The sequence below is a fragment of the Saccharococcus sp. Marseille-Q5394 genome (genome assembly GCF_946901335.1).
Classification (GTDB): Bacteria; Bacillota; Bacilli; order Bacillales_A; family Planococcaceae; genus Sporosarcina; species Sporosarcina luteola_C.
The window spans coordinates 228,028-245,980 of the sequence record NZ_CAMPPQ010000002.1 but is presented as its reverse complement, the minus strand read 5'-3'; the positions used below and the strand labels follow the sequence as shown (position 1 = coordinate 245,980).

The window sequence follows — 17,953 nt, the reverse complement described above, 5'->3', positions numbered from 1 at the left end:
ATCGATTATGAAAAAAATGATGTTTACATTAATAACCGGTCTATTGGCTGTTGTTTTAGTAGCATGCGGAGGAAATGAAGAAAGTACAGAAGCCCAAAATGATAATAAAGCAAAAACAGCAAAAACCGAACAGCAGAAGGAACAGCAAAAGCAAACGGAAGAAATGCAAAAGAAATTAGAAGAACAGCAAGTAGATGAAAATAAAACTGTTGCCAAAGTGAATGATGAAGAAATCTTAGGAAGCGACTATAATATCGCTCTAGCATCCATACAAGGACAAATGCAGCAAATGGGACAAGATCCGTCCTCTAAAGAAGCTGCAGAGCAAGCGAAAAACCAAACAATTGACAGTTTGGTCGGGCAAACTCTTCTTCTTCAAGAGGCAGATAAAAAAAGCTATAAAGTTTCAGAGGCGGATATTAATAAGCAGCTGGACGAAATAAAAAAACAGTTTAAAACAGAAAAAGAATTCAATGCAGCTCTTAAACAATCCGGCGTGGATATGAAAACACTTGAAACCCAATTAGCTGACGATATTAAACTTAAAAAGTATGTTGAGAAAGAAGTGCCGGCTGGGAAAATAACCAATGAAGAAATTCAACAAATGTATGATCAATATGTGGAACAAGGAAAGAGTACTGGACAAGAAGTTCCAAAGCTTGAAGAAATAAAATCACAAATAGAACAATCCCTTCATCAGCAAAAGCAGCAGGAAAAACTCGCTCAGCAGGTTGAAGAGTTAAAGAAAAATGCGAAGATTGACATTAAGATATAAGGTGTAGACACAAAACTGAACAGCTCAATGGGCTGTTGACAAATGCCCCTTCAAGCAAAAAAGAAGATGAATCTCTACAGATTGTAGCGTCCATCTTCTTTTTACTATATTCTGTGTCTATATATGAGGCTCTTTAGATTGATTCTTTTTTCAAAATGAATCCCTCCTATGTGCTGTGAACAATGTAAAGTCCACGTACCTTGCAACAATAATTCAACAATTGTATAATTGATGTATAGACTTCATATAAATAAAAAGAACCACCCGGTTGCAGCCGAGTGGTCAGGGTAATTGATAGGTTCCCTATAAGGGGACAGCTTTATCGTCTGGAATAACCCATCCGAAGGAGCGTTGAACTCAAGGATGGGTTATTTCTTTTTGTCATTTGACAGTATCATGACGACTAATGTTGCAAAACCAATTGCAATCATTAATGATTCGAATACTGACATGGGCATCACCCCCTTTCAAAAAGGGATGAGCCGTCCATCCTTAAGTCACCTATTCAATTACTCTTACTCTTTAATTATAGCATACATACGTTCCCAATTGACTAACTATTATGACGTTCTGTTGCAATGGTTTTTATTGAAGGTTAATTTGATGGTTCCTATTCCTCCATAACCAACCGACCAGCGGAAACCTCCTTCACTTTCAACCTCGACCTCAAATGCAACATCCCATACCCAACCAATAAAACTGGTATGCCCACAAGTAATAAGCATCCACTCAACACCGTCACACTTGGATTATTCAACACCGCTGCCACTTCCCCATTGACGATCCGACCGATGTCTAAATACGTAAAGGGAGAATACTGTGCAAAATCACCCAACTTGCCACTCACAAAGTACCCAACTCCACCTATCAACAATAGGCTGCTATAGACGACGAATGCATGTGGAATGAAAAGTCCTAGCACATGTACCATTGCAATTAAAAACAAGAAAATGCAAACAGATAAAGCTATCCCGCTCAGCACATATTCGCCTAGCGGAATAAAATCAAAACCGCCCTCGAGCGCCCTCATCCCCGTGTATCCGTCAGCCTCCACTACCTTTTTGCTGTTGTAATGAAAGATGGGATAATACCAGCCTCCGAAGCGATTGAACAATGTGCTGACCAATAAAACAAATGCAAAGATACCCACTAAGCCGGAAATCCCCACAATTATCGCCGTAGTCACTTTCCCCCAAAAAATAGAACTCATTGCAACCGGCTGTGTCTGCAGCGTTTGGATCGTAGGCCGTTTCCCTGTCTCACCTGCGAATCCTGCGCCAAACACAACTAGCAAGAGCAATATTGGAATGAAATAGACATAGTTATCAAAGTACAGATAAAGCGAAAATAATCCACTGTTATCGACCTTTCGATTCTTCTCTACATGCCAATTCTTCGTTTCTTTATCTCCCCAACTTTCATAAATCGTCGGGATTTCATCACCTGAGATGATCGGTCGCACGTTATGCTTCATCAGCCATTCTTTTTCCGCTTTGCTTGCTTCTAGCATGACGTAGCTTCGCCCACCAATCTCCCAAAACATATATTCATTAGTAAATTCCCCGCTGCTCTGCCTGTTGTTAAAGAGCTGATATTGGTAAAAGGATTGCCAATCCCCTTCCTCATATGCTCTTTTACCCATTTCGTAATTGGAAAGGATATCTTCGAAATAAGCCAACATCGTTTGCCGTTGATGCTGCGCAACATCATTGTAATACCTAATCCATCCCTCGTCTCCAGACTCTTCAGCTGCTTTTCTATCTTCATCCAGTGAAGCAAGCCCTTCTTCAGAATGCTGTACGATACTGCGATACATCGCTATACTCTCATCCAGCCCCTCAACATACTCCGCTTCTTTCTTCTGCGAAACCTGCCCAAGCAAAAAGTAGCCGATCACAGCAAAAAGTCCAAGCACAATAATGGACTGTCTCAACAATCCTTGCCGCTCCAACTTTCTCCATTCAAACAGAGCGCTGTTCCAAATCCCCCGGATATGACGTGTATTCCCGTCACCAAAGGGTTTCTTCATATCCGTCGCCCCAAATAATCCCCGTTCTCCTTCAGGCAGTACGATTGCTACCGTCAGCAACAGCAAACACCAACAAACCGCAGCTATCGGATACAACCAAAACGAGCCGTCCACTGTTTCATAGACAACCGTTGTCATACTTAATAAATGAAACGGATTCCAAAATGTCTGCAATCCTTCATTCAACAACGTAGCCGAATAACCGACTGCACCGACAAACCCCGTCAGCACTAAAACGGCGAACGAGCTTATGAATTGCGTGCTCAGCAGCATGATGAAGCTGAAAACCAATGCGCCCGCGCAGAAAAACAACATAAAGATCCGAACCAAATAAGCCGTTGTTGAAATGAATGTGAATGACTCTCCAGATTGGATGAGCTGCGGATAGGTGAAATTCCATGCTTGCTCACCGAATAAATACGGGACCAGCAGTCCAACACAGAAAACCATCAGTAGAAAAATGAAAAGTACGATGAGTACCCCCGTATACTTCGCCACAATGCGCTTCCACTTGGCAATCGGCTGTGTTTTCAGCGTCAACCAAGTCTGCTGCTCTTTTTCAGACGTCACGACATTTCAAAAGAAGAGCACGAGAAACAAAATTCCACCGACACTTAACAGAAGGTTGGAACTCTGCTTCAACACAAGTGCCGGCGAAAGGGGAAATTCTTCGTCTACATAAGGGAGCTCATGCTTGAGAAGCCAAGCATTCTTCTGGATCGCCTTCTCCCTTTCCATCCCATATAGCGAACCGAAACCGCCTTCCGCCTCTTCAAACAACGCCACACTTTTCAAAAAGTCATTTTCAATGGCGGGTATTTCACTCCATCCCCCGTTATGGATGGTCCCTTTCCAACGATAGAAGATGGTCCCCAATTCAACGATATGCTCCTGTTGCTGCCGCATCGCTTCATCCAACTCATCTTTGTATTCACGTTCCTTATAAAAATGATACCGGGCGTCAACTTCTTCCGAGTACGGCCGAATGCTCTCCAAAGCCCTTTCCTTCATAGCCTCTCGTTCGGAATAATGCTGATAAAATACGGCCCAGACACCTAACAGTACAATCACTAACAGCCAAACAAGCTTCTTCTGCCGCAAAACCTTCTTCATTTCAAATTTCAATAAACCCATAACGCCACCTCCACTCCAGCATTCACACCGCCGCTGTAACCGACTTCCTCCCCTTCACAAACCTCTTCTCAAAACTCAACCCGACATAAGTCACTCCCAAAAGGATAACCGTCGCTGCAAGTAGCGTCCCGCAGCCCATATACACGTTAATCGCCGGATCGTTCAGCAGCGTCAAAATCTCTCCGTTGACGACTTTCGGTATGTTTAGATAAAGGAATGGCGAGTACTGGGCAAAATCGTCTAATTTCCAGCTCAACAAATAGCCCGCTACACTGATCAAACCTGTCAGCGTATACACAACTAGCGGCTGGTTTATGAAAAGTCCCAAGACATTCGTCAACGCGATGAGGAACAATGCGACGCAAGCATATAGCAAAAGGGTCTTCAACAAGTACTCTCCGAGCGGCATGAAATGATAACCGCCTTCAAAAGCCCGCAATCCTGTATAGTCGAATGACTGCACTTCACGCTTGCTATGATAATGCAGTACGGGATACATCCAGTCGCCGAACCGGTTCAACACCGTACCGACCAGCACAGCAAATAGGAAAACCCCAATTGCGCTTCCTATGGCCACGACCGAACTAAAAAGGACTTTCCCAAGGAAAAGGGACCGCTTCGTGATCGGCAATGTCTCCAGCAGATGGAGCGTCGGCCTCTTTCCACGCTCGCCCGAAAAGCCTGCACCTATGAGAAGCAGGAATAGAAGTAATGGAATGAAATACAGATAATCACGGAAATACATGTACAACGAAAATAATCCGCTATGATCTACTTTCCGGTTCCACTGTTCATCCGCTTTCTTTTCCTTCCGGTTTTCCGCTTTCCACTGGTCATGGATGTTTGGAATATAAGTGCCCGCAAAGACCGGTTGGATTTTATGCTCTTTCATCCACTCTTTTTGCGCAATTGCTGTTTCATAGCCGAAAATGGTGTACGGGCTGTAATTATGCTTTTTAAACTCTATCAAGTTCTCAAGATACCAATGGTCATTGGACAGCTGATAATCGTAAAACTGGGCCCATTCACGCTTTTCAAAACCATTTAGCGCACGTTCGGCAAGCACTGCTTTTTCGCGGGCGTCTTCTATATAACCAAGATAAGTTGCAATATTATGGCCATAGATGAAATCCCCATCTTCGCCATTTGCATTTGCTTCTGCAACAAGCTTCTCCATTTCCTCGATAGTCTCCAAATAGGAAGGGATGAATCTCGTCTCTGTCTCTTCTACAAGCGAAGTTAAACCGCCAAGTGCTTCATTCTCCTTCTCCTTCACCTGCTCCGCAAAATAGAAGTAGCCGACAATGACCGCTATCGATAAGACAATTAAGGACTGCCCAACTAGCCCCCTTCGCCTCGACTTCCGCCATTCAAACAGCCCATTGGTCCAAACAGAGCGGAGCTGTTTCGTCCGCCCTTTGCGGTAGGGTTTTAGTTCTTCAGCCGCTTTGAATAAACCGCGTTCCCCTTCCCGTAAACGACTCGATGTAATAAGCAGTCCAACGCTCCATAGAAGCGCCGAGATAGCATATAGCCATACTGGATGAACCGGCATTTCCGTCAGAAACTGATCTGCGCGGAAAAATTGGAAAGGGTTCCAAGGCGTCTGCAGGATAGGCAATGCGTCCGTTACTACAACGCCAATCATCGTGAAGAAGCCCGTGAACATGGTGGTCGAGAAGGAGCTTCTTAATTGGGTGCCAATCAAAATTGACAAAGCAAAGAGGAATTCCCCCGCCGATAGGAAAAGGATTGCTACGTTCAATAAATGCTGCCAAACAGGAATAATGGCGAAAGAATCGCCCGTCTCCAGGAACTGTGGATACAGCAAGTCATTGAATGGATCTCCGAAAATAACCGGGATCGTCCATCCACCAATCGCCACGACAGCTAAAAAGAAGAGCATCACAACTAGCAATCCAACATATTTCGCCAACAACAGCTTCCATCTGCGGAGGGGCTGCGTCCTTAACGTCAACAATGTCTGTTGCTCTTTCTCCGTTGTGTATGCATTCCCAAAAAGAAGCAATAGCACTAAAAGTCCGCCCGGGCCAAGCAAAACGGGAGCAATCTTGCTCATTTGCAAGGCCGGGGTCACTGGATATGTTTCGTTTGCGTATGGCAACCCGTGTTCCACCAAATAGGCATTCTTTTCAATTGCCTTTTCCCTCTCCACACCCATTAAGGCGGTGAAGGTTCCGCCCGCTTCTTCGTATTTCGCTAAATGCGTGAGGAAATCATTCTCAATTTGCGGAATTTCATCCCAACGCTTTCCATAGATGGCGCTCTTCCATTGAAAGATTGCGGTCGACATGATGTTCAAACTATCGAATTGCTTCGCTTGCTCCGCAGTCAGTTTATTCTCTCGTTCCAACGGCAAAAGCTGCGCGTATAATTGATCGGTTTTCAGGACAACAGAAAAGAGGTTTTCCTCAGCCCCTTTCGCCATGAGGTTTGCTCTAGTTGATTTTGATAGAAACTCCAACCGATGCATAAAAGCACAATTGCCAATAGCCAAACAAGCTTCTTCTGCCGCCAAATCTTCTTCAGCTCAAACTTCAACAAGCTCATTAGACTTCGTCTCTTCCGTGAAGATTTTCCGATAGCGCTCCTCGGAACCAAACACTTTCTTCTCGATATCGTCAATGACAATCCGCTCTTGATCCAGCAAATAAAACACACGGTCAAGCGCTACGTCCTTCCGGTATATATGCAGTCGCCCATCCACTACCTCGACAGGTACGCCTACTGCCGCCAATACCTTTTCCGCCTTCACGATATCGTTAACAGCAATCTGATAGCGAACTTGTTCAAATTCAGCCATATTTTCCTGAATCAAATTCCCCTTCTTCAGGAATAAAATCGATGACGTCACCCGGTCGATTTCCGCCAGATTGTGGGAAGACAGTAAAATAGCCGTCCCTTCGTCACGCAATGCGAGCAGCAAATTACGTACCCGAATAGCGCTCGTCGGATCTAGCCCGTTGAGCGGCTCATCCAAAATCGCCAGCTTCGGCTTGTTTATGACAGCCATCGCGAGCAGCAGATGCTGTTTCATCCCAAGCGAATAGTTCTTCACCTTTTTATTCAAATAACTTGTAATTCCAATCCGATCCGCCGTCTCAAGCAGCTGCTTCTTCGGCAGCCCCTGCACATCGCAAATGAACTGCAAATGATCGTACCCCGTCAAATATTCGTACAGCACCGTGTTATCCTGCATGAACGAAATCTCCCGAAAAATATACGGATCCCGGTTGCTCTTCCCAAGCACCGTAATTTCCCCTTTATCAGCAGGCAACAGATTCGTAATGATGTTCATCAACGTCGACTTCCCCGATCCATTCGGCCCCACAAGCGCAATGATCTGCGGCTCTTCAATTTCAAACGTAATCCCCTTCAACACCTGTTCCTTGCCGTAAGATTTGTACACATCTTTCACTGATAAAATCATGTCCACAACTCCCCCCAAAAGTTTTTCAATATCCAATTATCTCCATTTTACAATATCTAAGTATATATTTGTTTAAAAATTTAATCTATTCCCCAAAATAAAAAATCCACCTTAGTCACTGTTGCCAAGGTGGACTACCTATTCAATTCAACTCGTTTTCAATAAATCTTGTGCATACATACAATCCATGAGGTCTTTCACAGCAACTTCCCCCGCATGAATCCATCTATTTTTATTGATAATCTTCCCATCCTTATCAATCGGCTGCTGGAATTGACTAAATCCAGTCGCATCCAATAATGAATCACCGTCCCGATCGAGACCGATATGGACGACATGCTTGATGATGTAAGGAGTGCCGAATTTAATGGACGCTTCGTAATCGTCCAGCTGGCCTTCCGTAACGAAAAAGGGAATTCGGATATAGATGGTCTCGCCGCCTTCTTGGCACAGGATATGATCGAAGCATCCCCGGTCATAATCCCAATTTCCACCTATATGGTAGCCGAGTTCCCGGATGCAGTCGCTCACAATACCGAAAGAAGCAGTCTGCCCTTCCAGCTCCGTTTGTAATTTCAACATGATTTCTCCTCCTCTGAATGGTTCTTTTGTCAGCATTCACAAAAGGAGGCGGAGACATACTAACGAAATAGGCAGATTACCATTCGTACTTAACGGCTATACTTTTGAAGAAGTCAATTTCAATAAATGGAGGAAGAGGATTTGACAACGATACATAACACGCAAGCACATTCAGATAACAGAGTAACATTTGCGCGTCGAAACATTTGGTCGGGCATTTTGTTTGGATTAGGATTTGTTGCATTTCTTGATGAGACATTGTTCCATCAGCTGCTCCATTGGCATAAGTTTTACGATAAATCGACTGTCGCGGTCGGTCTTGTATCGGATGGGCTGTTTCACGCATTCAGCTGGTTTGCGACTGTCGGTGGCTTATTCCTCGTTGCCGATCTACGGAGGCGAAATGCACTATGGCATAAGATGTTTTGGGGAGGAAAGTTACTGGGCGGCGGGGCTTTCCAGCTTTATGACGGCACCATCCAGCATAAGATCATGCGCATCCATCAAATTCGATACAATGTCGATATTTTACCGTATGACCTCGTCTGGAATATTTCCGCAGCTATCATGATTGGGGTTGGTATCGGTTTGATTGTAAGTGCGAGACACGACCAGCGTATAGGGAAAGGGACGTTTTCTCATGCATGATGCACATTTTCCGTTGACAGATCTGCTATTTGGCATACCTGCTCTGCTTGCGGTCGGGTTATATATCGAGGCAGTGGTTCTTACAAATAGACGGGGACGCCTTCGTAAATGGCCTTGGCTCCGCACACTTTCTTTCGTAGCAGGTGTGCTTTTTGCAGCAGCGGCATTGGTCGGCCCGCTCGCACGTCAATCCCATGCCGATTTTACAGCTCATATGGCGGGGCATTTACTGCTCGGCATGCTCGGCCCTTTTCTCATTGCACTCGCTGCACCTATGACATTAATATTGCGGTCGTTAAATGTCCATTTAGCAAGAAAGTTTAGCCGACTGCTGCAAAGTTCGTTTGTTGGTTTCTTCACTCACCCGGTCGTTGCTTCCGTCTTGAACATAGGCGGGTTATGGCTTCTCTATACGACCGATTTATATGCGGCTAGGCATTCGAATTTTTCGCTCCATATAATCGTTCACGTCCACGTCTTTCTTGCCGGTTATTTATTCACAATATCCTTGGTTTATATCGATCCGGTCTTCCACCGTTTCAATTACACATACAGGACTGTTGTCTTCATCTTGGCGCTTGCAGGACATGGCATCTTGTCAAAATTCATCTACGCATATCCACCGGCGGGAGTCCCGGTAGAACAGGCAAGGATTGGTGCCATGCTGATGTACTATGGCGGAGATGCAGTTGATTTGCTGCTGATTTTTATTCTGTTTAAGCATTGGTATCAATCAGTCCGTCCTCGCAAACTTGTTTCCATGGCGGGGAAAGCAGTGTAGCTGCATATATCGATCATTTCCGGGGAGTTATCGGTCAAGTTCACAAAGTTATCGGTCACCTGCTGGGAGTTATCGATCACTTCGGCAGAGTTATCGATCACTGCCAAAGAGTTATCGTCATTTCGCAACCTTTTACCCAGCCAAATAAACTGCTAATCTTCATTGGCAAAGGATTGCCCTCTCTATTATTTCCACACTCCTTGTGTCATAGTAATAATGGGAATATTTCTATTAATGGGGGTTTGAGAATGGAGAAGTTAATGAAGTTACGCAACAGATTTGAAGAATTAGGAATTGACGGGATGCTTATTACGGATCCATATAACCGTAGATATTTGACGGATTTCACCGGGACTGCGGGGACAGTGCTTGTTTCAAAGTCAGAGGCGTTTTTATTGGTTGATTTCCGTTATACCAGCCAGGCGAATGCGCAAGTGACGAATTTTACCGTGAAGGAAATCGATCGCGCCATCATTTATAAGGAGATTTCAACGCTTGCGGAAAGTTTGGGAATCAATAAGCTAGGATTTGAACAACAGCACCAATCCTACTTGTATTACTCCCAGCTTTCGAAGGAAATAAAGGCGGAGCTTGTGCCTGTCTCAAATGTCGTTGAAAAGCTGCGGATGATTAAAAACGAATCTGAAATGGCTATTTTAAAAAAGGCTGCTGAAATTGCAGACGCTGCATTCGAGCATATTTTGACGTTCATTCAACCTGGACGCACGGAGATTGAAATCGCGAATGAATTGGAATTCCATATGAGGAAATTGGGCGCGACGTCTTCCTCGTTCGATATGATCGTCGCATCCGGCGTGCGTTCCGCGTTGCCGCATGGAGTGGCGAGTGAGAAGGTAATTGAGCAAGGCGATATGGTGACGTTGGATTTCGGCGCATATTTTCAAGGATATTGCTCCGATATGACAAGAACGTTTGCAGTCGGCGAGCCTGATCCGAAGCTGAAGGACATCTATTCGATTGTGCATGCTGCTCTTGAAAACGCGCTGTCGGGTATCAAAGCCGGCATGACCGGAAAAGAAGCGGATGCATTAACCCGTGATTTGATCAGCGAAAAAGGGTATGGCGACTATTATGGGCATGGCATGGGGCATGGAATCGGCTTATATATCCATGAAGATATTTTCATGAACCCGACGTGCGAGCTGCTCGTCGAAGAAGGAATGGTATTGACGGTCGAACCGGGCATTTATATTCCAGGTCTTGGCGGGGTGCGGATTGAGGATGATATTATCGTGAAAAAAGATGGGATTGAGATCATTACGAAATCACCTAAAGAGTTGATCATTCTTTGAGACAATAATGGACTTCCGCTTATCCGGAAGTCCATTATTTTGTGCTATCGGTCATTTCTCCGTAGTTATCGGTCAAGTTCACAAATTTATCGGTCACCTACGGGATGTTATCGGTCACTTCGGCCGAGTTATCGGTCACTTTCACAAGTTTATCGTCATTTCATGACCTTTTACCTATCAAATATTTTCCCCAGCTACTCGGAGAAACCCTTCTTTCCATTCACTCAGCCACGCATCAAGGTGCTTGATTGCTTCTTCATGAATCGGCTTGCCGATCGTCTTGATGTAATCCTTCTTAAAAGTGGAAGCGGAAAGTGGCGTCAGTTGTTCTTTCAACCCATGATCCATATTTTCGACAACGACACATGTTGACGGTCCCTTTACGTTTTCAGGTATCCTTTTCGCGAATTCAACGCTTGATTGGAAATCCTTTGAGCCATTAATCGCCAACACAGGACATGCGACATGTTGCAAGCCTTCGACAATGTCGTAATAGAAATGCTCGCGGTAATATTTCGCGGGCATCTTAATTAAACCGGCAATCCGGACTACATCCTTATTTGTCGTCGTCAATTTCCGGTACGTCGCTTGTGCCTGTTTTTCGCTTTTATCCAACGTCTTGAATTTTCGAATGATGAACCCTTGCAAACCTTTCGCCTGTTTCAACTCGGAATATAATTGTTGCCTTTGATGATCCAGACTTTCACGCAACCCTCCGCCACCGCCGGACAATAAAACCAATCCATTAAATGGTCTTTTCGCGTATAAAGCAGTCCCGACAATACATCCCTCACTATGACCTACCACAATTAGCCGATGCGGATCGATGTCAGGATGGGATGCCAAAAATTTAAGGGCGTTTGCCGCATCCGTCACCGCGTCCCAAAGCCCTGTGCGTTCAAAGTTCCCTTCGCTTTCCCCAACGCCCCGTTTATCATATCGAAGCGTTGCAAATCCCAATGTCGGTATGTGCTCTGCCAGATCCCTGTACAAATTGAACTGGAATTTCCCTTTTTCCGCGTTCGCATCCCGATTCAGTTTACCTGATCCGGCAAGTATCAGGATTGCCGGGAGCAAACCTTCTTTTATTGGAGGCAAGGTCAGTGTTCCTTTTAATAAAACATCACTTTTAATGACAACCTGTTGATTCTCCACATGGATTCCCATCCGTTTCATTTCTCCCCTTTTTCCTAAAGGCATCATAACTCTTTAGTTTATGATTCGATAGATTCCTCCTATTCCCCTTCGTCTACACAAACAAAATCCCAGATAAATACACGACAAATGTTACTGTAATCGCACTTACTATTGTTGAAAACAGAACTGTTTGCGCTGCCAGGTCCGGATGTACATCGTATTCCAATGCAAGTGTCGAGCTGTTTCTTGACGTCGGGAAGGAACTCGCGATAAAGAGCGATTGAGCGACGACGCCATCCAGCCCGAAAAGGAAAATGAGAAGCAATGCAACGCTTGGGCCGATGAGAAGTCTTCCGATGCTGCTGGTAACAATCGTCCGATTCACAATCGTCTTCAATTCAATTTGCGCGAGCTGCGCCCCCAATAAAATAAGTGCGATTGCTAAAAATGCATCGGATAGATGACTGATCGGCACCCAGATGAAGTTCGGAATCGGGATTTGCAGCCAATTCAACAAGCCGCCGAGGAGCATCGCGTGGATGACCGGCATTTTCAATAGTGATCTTAGGATTTCCAACCCGGACTTTGTGGCAGATATCAAATTATACAATCCATATGTATAGGTTAAAACGTTTTGAAAGACCATCACGATGATTTGGATGGAGATGCCAAGGGGGTTCGCGTGGAATAGCAGCTGACTGACCGGTATTCCATAATTCCCCGAGTTGATTAACGATATGCTATTTTTGAATATCGCTGTCTCTCCTCTGTCTAACTTCAAAAATTTACTCAATATAGTTGTAACAATGATGATCGCTAAACTGAAGGCGAATAGGTAACTGATGATTTCTAAGAGGACATGGACATCGATTTCCGTCTCATAAAGATTAATGAAAACAGCCGCCGGCATGAGACAATATGTAATCAGATTCGATACTGCTTTTAAATTGAAGGCGAATTTTCTTTGTAAACCTGCACCGAGGACTACGAGGATTAAAATGGGCAAGATTACATTTAAGAAAATGGATCCTATGAATATGTTGGCCACCTCCTATATCAGTTTAAAGAAATCTCTTCCATTATGAGTATACAGGAAAGTAATACGTTGTTGTAATTATGAAAAAGTTATGACATGAGATAAGAAAAGGACTTCCTACAATCCGGAAGTCCTTTCTTTATCGTCTATTGTTTTCCCCGAATGGATATCGGTCAGTCGCCGGGAGTTATCAATCATTTACTGTAAGTTATCGGTCAGTTGTCAGGGCTTATCGGTCACTTCGAGCGAGTTATCGGTCATTTTCATAAAGATATCGTCATTTCGTGACCTTATACCTGCCCGGAAAGCTCTTTATTTGCCAAAAGCATTTGGCGCGAAGCAGTTTTTTCGATTCTTGCAATCTTCCGCGTTCGTTAGATAATCATTCCCCTACAATATTCGCCCGTTTCACAGTAAAGTCTTCCTCCGGATAATAAGCATCTTTCACCAATAGATTCGGCCCCAGGCATTTCACAACAGGACAGTGGCAGCCAATCGTTTTTGCAAGCGGACGATCAAGCCATCTGTCGAGCATTTCGGGCAGAGAATCGTTCTGGATATTGCCCATTGGAGGGGTATCCCCAAAATCGGTTACGATGACGTCGCCCGTGAAAATGTTGACGTTCAACCGGGAGCGGCCGTCCGGATCATTACGAACGGAAACGTTTTTATTGCTGTAAATGCGTTTCAACAACCTCAAATCTTCTTCGTTCTGGCTGCAAGGATAGAACGGCAATGTGCCGAATAGCATCCACACGTCTTCATTCCGTATATCCAATAATTGATGGATCGCTTCTCGCGTTTCATCCAACGACAACACTTCAAGCTGTGATGCGAAGTCACTCGGATACATTGGGTGCACCTCATGCCTTGCACACTTCATCTCCTCAACAATTTGGCGATGGATATGGCCAAGATGCGGCAACGTCCGCTTATTCAACATCGTTTCTGCAGATACCATCACACCAGCTTCCGCCAATGCGCGGCTATTGTCGATCATGCGCTGAAACTGCCCAGCACGGCGTTCTCTTGGCGGTTTTCTTTCCATATTCGCGAAACCACCGTCAATGAAATCATCAACTGTGCCCCAGTTATGGGAAATGTGCAAAACGTCCAAGTAAGGTGCAATTCCCATATAACGCTCAAGTGGCATCGTCAGATTCGAGTTCATTTGTGTCCGAATGCCATTTTCATGCGCATATTTCAGTAAAGGCAAAACGTATTGCTCAATCGACTTCTTGGAGAACATCGGCTCGCCGCCTGTTATGCTGATCGTTCGTAGATGCGGAATTTCATTGAGTCGGGAAAGAAGTAAGTCGATTGGAAGAGCATCCGGATCTTTATGCTGCAGCATATAGCCGACCGCACAATGCTCACATCGCATATTGCACAAATATGTAGTCGTAAATTCAATGCTCGACAATGTTAATTTGCCATGTTCCTGCACGTCCAAGTAGGCTTCCCACGGATCATAGGCAGGCGACATTTTTTGAAGTGTAGCTATATTTTTCATTTCTATATCTCCCTACTAGTTTACTAAACCAATAAATAAGTATGAGCTTCATTTTTATCTTTTGCAACCCTTGAACCTGCTAAAGCACTTTCTCAACCTATCAATTATTTTACTGAATTGTATAAATTTATGATATACTTCGACTTGAGAATAATGTACTTTATTCAAAAAAAGCGAAGGGATCGATAGGGCAATGAAGAAAACCAAAATAGTAATTCCCTTCTTATTAGTATGCATCATTATCAGTGCCTACTATTTTTCCAACAATAATTCATGTATGCGGAAAGCACCTCATTACAACTCCTTTATATTTTCGAGTCAACCACTCGGTCAGTTTGAAGTCAGTAAAAGCATCGCCAGTGAATCAATTGACGAGAAGAAGTATAAGAGATATAAACGGACGGAAGATGCGATGAAAGAATTTGGTAGGTATGTGCCCCTGCCCAAGGATGAGCCATATTTTATGGAATGTACTTTTGGAGAGGTTGCGTATGCAGATGGAGAGCCAGTGCAATTCACTCATTTTGTCAGGCATCGGGATATAAAAACCGACGTCCGTAAGGGGGCCAAATGGGAGTATAATCAGCAGCTAACGTACGGCATGTATTATTATAGGGTCAGTAAAGAGCCTTTTGCTTATTCCTTGGAGGACTCGGGGTTGGATGATGTAAAGACAATCCTTTTGGATGATGGAGTGAGAGCGTTGTTTACGCAAGATTTGATGGAATGGAAGGATGACCGGTTTTATTATCAGCTTTATCGCCGAAACAGTTTTATAGAGCCTTCTACGTTAACTTTTTTAGCCAATTCCTCTCGTGTTAATATCAGTTATGTACCTGAATGGGTGAATGAGATCGATTGAGGACTATTTTCCCAAAAAAGCAGCCTCCTTTTCACAGGAAGCTGCTTTTTCATTCACACATTTACCATCTCCAAAAACTGCCGCGTCCGCTCGTTAGTGGAGTGATTGAAAAACGTCTCTGGATCTGCATCCTCGATGATGCGCCCTTCATCCAGCATAATAATTCTGTCTGCTACTTCTTTGGCGAACTTCATTTCATGCGTGACGACGACCATCGTCATACCGTCATTTGCGAGGTCTTGCATAACTTGGAGAACTTCGCCGACGAGCTCCGGATCGAGCGCAGATGTCGGTTCGTCGAACAATAATGCTTTCGGTTCCATTGCAAGCGCACGCGCGATGGCGACACGCTGTTTTTGCCCGCCCGATAATTTATTCGGATAGACATCCGCTTTATCGGACAGTCCGACTTTCCCTAGCAGGGCAAGCGACAATTTCTTCGCCTTCTCTTTGTCCTCTTTTTTGACGATCAACGGCGCTTCCATTATATTCTCAAGCACCGTCTTATGCGGAAACAGGTTGAAATGCTGGAACACCATGCCGACTTCCGCTCGTACTTTCGACAAGTCTTCCTTTTTCCGATCGACTTTCCGACCATCAATCAAGATGTCTCCCTCTTGCGCCTTTTCAAGGAAGTTTAGGCAGCGCAGCAATGTACTTTTCCCGGAACCGCTGACGCCGACTAAAACGACGACTTCGCCGGGATTTATATCAATATCGATCCCTTTCAGCACTTCGAGATCACCGAATGATTTATGGAGATTCGTTGTCTTAATCATGTCATTTCCTCCAGCCTACGATTTATCCACGTTCAATTTATTCTCATACAACTTCAAAAGCCCTGTGAATATTAGGACGAGAACGAGGTAATACATGCCGACGACAAGGAACGTCTCGAACGGCAAGAAGGATGACGCCGCCTCCCGATTCGCAAGGCCGAACAGTTCCGTCACCCCGATGACGTACACGAGGGACGAGTCCTTCAATGTAATGATGAATTGGTTCCCTAGCGGAGGAATTGCGCGGCGCAGCGCCTGCGGGAAAATAATCCGGCGCATCGCCTGCGACCGATTCATCCCAAGTGCAAGGCTCGCTTCCCGCTGTCCACGGTCAACCCCTTGGATCGCCCCCCGGAACACTTCCGCAATATACGCCCCGTTATGGACACCAAGAGCAATCGCCCCTGCCCAGAAATTTGACAGGACGACGATCGACGTAATCCCATAGTACAAAAACATGATCTGTACGATGAGCGGCGTCCCGCGGATCAATGTAATATATAAGTTTGCAATCGTTTGTAAGATTTTCGATCTAGATATTTTCATCAACGCAAAGACAATCCCGAACACGGTCCCCAACACAATGGCAATGGCAGTTATTTTCAATGTGACAAGTGCCGCTTTCAGGAAGCCTTCGTACGTGCGCATGAACACTTCAGATAACGTTAGTAATATATCAGGCACTGGCCACTCCCTCTTTCCGTTACAAATCTGTTTTTATTCTAGTAGTTCAGCATTCTCCAAGTCGATATCCAATAGATTCCGGTCGAACCACTTTTGTGAGATTTCTTCATACGTACCGTCATCGATAATTTCTTGCAGGGCTTTGTCAATCGCGTCACGGAGCTCTTCATTATCCTTTTTCACCGCAACCGAAGGCTGTTCGACCCATAACGGAGTGCCGACCTCTTTAATGGCAAAGCCGTTATCTTTCGCTTCGAAACCGACGATATCCGACGTAATGACGGCATCCAATCGATTCTCAACCGTCAAATCCTTCAGTGCGACGACATCGCTGCTATAGTATTGGAGGTTGTCCGATAATTCCTTTGCTGGCTCCTCATATGTCGATTGCGCAATGACACCGATCTTTTTGCCTTTCAGGTCTTCAGGGGACTTGATATCGTTATTGTCTTCGGCGACCCAAATCATCCCGCCCGAATAATAGTATGGCTCTGTGAAAGCAGCCTGCTCGGCACGCTTTTTCGTATAAGCCATCGAGCCGATGATGGCATCGTATTTATTGGCAACCAGTCCTTGAAGAATTGTTTCAAATGGATTCGTCACCGGATTAGGCTCTAAGCCCATTCTCTCCGCGATCTCCGCTCCGATTTCCATATCGAAACCCGTAAGCTCCCCATTTTCCTCAAAGTTGAACGGCTTGTAGAGACCGCTTGCTGCATATGTTAATTTCCCTTTTTCAACAAGTCGATACCCGTCATTAGTCGCTTCGGTTTTGTCATCACCGCAAGCTGCCAACACAAGCGTGGCCGAAATAAGTAAAAATAATAGCGTTTTCCATTTTCCCATGATAATAACTCCCTCTTTCCCGACAAGTTGCCGTCTTTTTTTGCTTACTAACTCTCTTTCCCTATCATTTCCGTGCTAAACATCTAATTTTAATACTTTATAGAAAAATAGGATTGAGCGACAACAGGACTTGCCAGGAAAATGTGTTTTGAGGTGTTATCACCGACTGTCTGTACTTTATCACCGATTTAGCGGGGTTTATCACCGACTCTCGATGCTTTATCACCGATTTGGCAGGGTTTATCACCGACTCGGGTGAATTTATCACCGACTAACTACAATTCATACTGAATGAGTAAACTATGCTCCGTTTATTCACATAAGAAACAGGGAATTGGACAAGTCAGCAAGGCTTTTATATACATAAAGAGAGGTGAAGGGAG

16 protein-coding genes are annotated in these 17,953 nt (G+C 44.6%); 5 read left to right on the top strand and 11 right to left on the bottom strand.

The genetic code is table 11. The features are described 5' to 3' along the window. Positions 1-7: 7 nt before the first annotated feature. Positions 8-775, top strand: coding sequence for a SurA N-terminal domain-containing protein (locus tag OC538_RS11615; protein ID WP_262175569.1), 768 nt, complete (start codon positions 8-10; stop codon positions 773-775). Between the two features lie 610 nt (positions 776-1,385). Here the strand turns inward: OC538_RS11615 and OC538_RS11610 are convergent. The 5 genes from OC538_RS11610 to OC538_RS11590 all read right to left on the bottom strand — a co-directional run bounded on the left by OC538_RS11610 (position 1,386) and on the right by OC538_RS11590 (position 7,971). Further along, entirely contained in the window at positions 1,386-3,344 is a 1,959-nt protein-coding gene (locus OC538_RS11610) for a hypothetical protein (protein ID WP_262175567.1), read from the bottom strand. 36 nt (positions 3,345-3,380) lie between these two features. Continuing rightward, positions 3,381-3,938: a hypothetical protein gene (locus tag OC538_RS11605; protein WP_262175565.1), complete on the bottom strand. Its 558-nt coding sequence runs from the start codon at positions 3,936-3,938 to the stop codon at positions 3,381-3,383. Positions 3,939-3,960: 22 nt separating this feature from the next. Then, positions 3,961-6,387: an ABC transporter permease gene (locus tag OC538_RS11600; protein WP_262175563.1), complete on the bottom strand. Its 2,427-nt coding sequence runs from the start codon at positions 6,385-6,387 to the stop codon at positions 3,961-3,963. Between the two features lie 102 nt (positions 6,388-6,489). Continuing rightward, the gene (locus OC538_RS11595) at positions 6,490-7,389 is read right to left on the bottom strand and encodes an ABC transporter ATP-binding protein (protein ID WP_262175561.1); all 900 of its coding nucleotides are present in this window, start codon (positions 7,387-7,389) and stop codon (positions 6,490-6,492) included. 147 nt (positions 7,390-7,536) lie between these two features. Beyond that, positions 7,537-7,971, bottom strand: coding sequence for a YugN-like family protein (locus tag OC538_RS11590; protein ID WP_262175559.1), 435 nt, complete (start codon positions 7,969-7,971; stop codon positions 7,537-7,539). A 150-nt stretch (positions 7,972-8,121) separates the two neighbouring features. Between OC538_RS11590 and OC538_RS11585 the strand changes: the two genes are divergently transcribed. The 3 genes from OC538_RS11585 to OC538_RS11575 all read left to right on the top strand — a co-directional run bounded on the left by OC538_RS11585 (position 8,122) and on the right by OC538_RS11575 (position 10,713). Beyond that, positions 8,122-8,619: a DUF2243 domain-containing protein gene (locus OC538_RS11585; protein WP_262177778.1), complete on the top strand. Its 498-nt coding sequence runs from the start codon at positions 8,122-8,124 to the stop codon at positions 8,617-8,619. Then, complete coding sequence (locus OC538_RS11580) at positions 8,612-9,400, top strand: cytochrome c oxidase assembly protein (protein WP_262175556.1); 789 nt, start codon at positions 8,612-8,614, stop codon at positions 9,398-9,400. Before OC538_RS11585 ends, OC538_RS11580 begins: the two co-directional genes overlap by 8 nt. 248 nt (positions 9,401-9,648) lie before the next feature. Continuing rightward, positions 9,649-10,713 carry a M24 family metallopeptidase gene (locus OC538_RS11575; protein WP_262175554.1) on the top strand — a complete coding sequence of 355 codons (1,065 nt, stop codon included), beginning with the start codon at positions 9,649-9,651 and terminating at the stop codon, positions 10,711-10,713. Positions 10,714-10,890: 177 nt separating this feature from the next. On the opposite strand, the gene OC538_RS11570 is transcribed toward OC538_RS11575, so the two are convergent. The 3 genes from OC538_RS11570 to yfkAB all read right to left on the bottom strand — a co-directional run bounded on the left by OC538_RS11570 (position 10,891) and on the right by yfkAB (position 14,399). Continuing rightward, a complete protein-coding gene (locus tag OC538_RS11570) occupies positions 10,891-11,889 on the bottom strand; it encodes an alpha/beta hydrolase (RefSeq protein ID WP_262175552.1) in 999 nt (332 codons plus the stop codon). 73 nt (positions 11,890-11,962) lie between these two features. Beyond that, entirely contained in the window at positions 11,963-12,850 is an 888-nt protein-coding gene (locus OC538_RS11565) for an AEC family transporter (RefSeq protein WP_262177777.1), read from the bottom strand. A gap of 418 nt (positions 12,851-13,268) precedes the next feature. Next, entirely contained in the window at positions 13,269-14,399 is a 1,131-nt protein-coding gene (gene yfkAB, locus OC538_RS11560) for a radical SAM/CxCxxxxC motif protein YfkAB (protein ID WP_262175550.1), read from the bottom strand. A 193-nt stretch (positions 14,400-14,592) separates the two neighbouring features. Between yfkAB and OC538_RS11555 the strand changes: the two genes are divergently transcribed. Then, positions 14,593-15,261, top strand: a complete 669-nt coding sequence (locus OC538_RS11555) for a hypothetical protein (protein ID WP_251695684.1) — start codon at positions 14,593-14,595, stop codon at positions 15,259-15,261. Positions 15,262-15,314: 53 nt separating this feature from the next. On the opposite strand, the gene OC538_RS11550 is transcribed toward OC538_RS11555, so the two are convergent. The 3 genes from OC538_RS11550 to OC538_RS11540 all read right to left on the bottom strand — a co-directional run bounded on the left by OC538_RS11550 (position 15,315) and on the right by OC538_RS11540 (position 17,570). After that, positions 15,315-16,040, bottom strand: a complete 726-nt coding sequence (locus OC538_RS11550) for an amino acid ABC transporter ATP-binding protein (RefSeq protein WP_251695686.1) — start codon at positions 16,038-16,040, stop codon at positions 15,315-15,317. Between the two features lie 15 nt (positions 16,041-16,055). Beyond that, the gene (locus OC538_RS11545; protein WP_285847209.1) at positions 16,056-16,688 is read right to left on the bottom strand and encodes an amino acid ABC transporter permease; all 633 of its coding nucleotides are present in this window, start codon (positions 16,686-16,688) and stop codon (positions 16,056-16,058) included. Between the two features lie 69 nt (positions 16,689-16,757). Next, positions 16,758-17,570: a transporter substrate-binding domain-containing protein gene (locus tag OC538_RS11540; RefSeq protein WP_251695690.1), complete on the bottom strand. Its 813-nt coding sequence runs from the start codon at positions 17,568-17,570 to the stop codon at positions 16,758-16,760. Between the last annotated feature and the right edge of the window lie 383 nt (positions 17,571-17,953).